The sequence below is a fragment of the Methermicoccus shengliensis DSM 18856 genome (assembly GCF_000711905.1).
In the GTDB taxonomy this organism is placed as follows: Archaea; Halobacteriota; Methanosarcinia; order DSM-18856; family Methermicoccaceae; genus Methermicoccus; species Methermicoccus shengliensis.
The window spans coordinates 41,663-42,715 of the sequence record NZ_KL543984.1; the positions used below are offsets into that span (position 1 = coordinate 41,663).

1 protein-coding gene and 1 CRISPR repeat array are annotated in these 1,053 nt (G+C 45.5%); the gene reads left to right on the plus strand.

Annotation, left to right across the window (positions count from 1 at the left end):
• The first annotated feature begins 5 nt into the window (after positions 1 to 5).
• A CRISPR array of direct repeats spans positions 6 to 433; the repeat unit is 30 nt; unit sequence GTTGAAATAAGACCAAAGTGGGATTGAAAG.
• Positions 434 to 460: 27 nt separating this feature from the next.
• Positions 461 to 793, plus strand: a complete 333-nt coding sequence (locus BP07_RS08230; RefSeq protein ID WP_042688078.1) for a Qac family quaternary ammonium compound efflux SMR transporter — start codon at positions 461 to 463, stop codon at positions 791 to 793.
• Positions 794 to 1,053 lie beyond the last annotated feature (260 nt).

The following is a 1,053-nucleotide window of genomic DNA, read 5'->3' on the forward strand; positions in this document are numbered from 1 at the left end:
ATCGAGTTGAAATAAGACCAAAGTGGGATTGAAAGTACTACATACTCTCCTCGGGTGGCGAGCGCTTGCTCGTTGAAATAAGACCAAAGTGGGATTGAAAGTTCTCAATGTATACATCTATCTCAGAGACAGAGCAGGTTGAAATAAGACCAAAGTGGGATTGAAAGCATCTTCATGTCATTCTCTTCGGTGTGGACTTTCTCGTTGAAATAAGACCAAAGTGGGATTGAAAGTATGCTACTCGTTTCACTTCTCCCCGCCGGCGGCGGTTGAAATAAGACCAAAGTGGGATTGAAAGGTCACCACTACGTGGCACGTTGCCCTCGTTGTTATCGGGTTGAAATAAGACCAAAGTGGGATTGAAAGTTCAATGATACATGGAAAGCTTTTTCTATGATGACCGTTGAAATAAGACCAAAGTGGGATTGAAAGTTCGCCTTCCAGACCGATGGAGGGAAGCATGAAGAACTGGCTGTTTCTTGGAGTTGCAATCTTAGGTGAAGTGGTCGCAACGTCCGCATTGAAGTCAAGTTATGGATTCACGAAACTGGCACCATCAATTGTGGTTGTAGTTGGCTACGCAATCGCGTTTTACTTCCTGTCCCTCGCCCTTAAATCCATACCTGTTGGCATCGCATACGCGGTCTGGGCTGGGGCCGGTATTGCGTTGGTGACAGCTATCGCTTGGTTTGTTTACGGACAAAAGCTCGATGCGTGGGGGTTTGTCGGCATCGGTCTTATTGTTAGTGGGGTCGCTGTGCTGAACTTGCTATCGAAGGCCAGCGCCCACTAATCGCCCGGCATCTAACAATTCATTCAAGTTGAAATAAGACCAAAGTGGGATTGAAAGAAGCAACGGACTGTATGCTAAAAAGCGTAGTCTGGAGTTGAAATAAGACCAAAGTGGGATTGAAAGGTGTTGCCGAACACGAGGATGTTTGAGACTGTTAGGGTTGAAATAAGACCAAAGTGGGATTGAAAGGCTGAAAAGTGTTCTATGGTGCCGTTAAGGTACTCTAGTTGAAATAAGACCAAAGTGGGATTGAAAGTAAT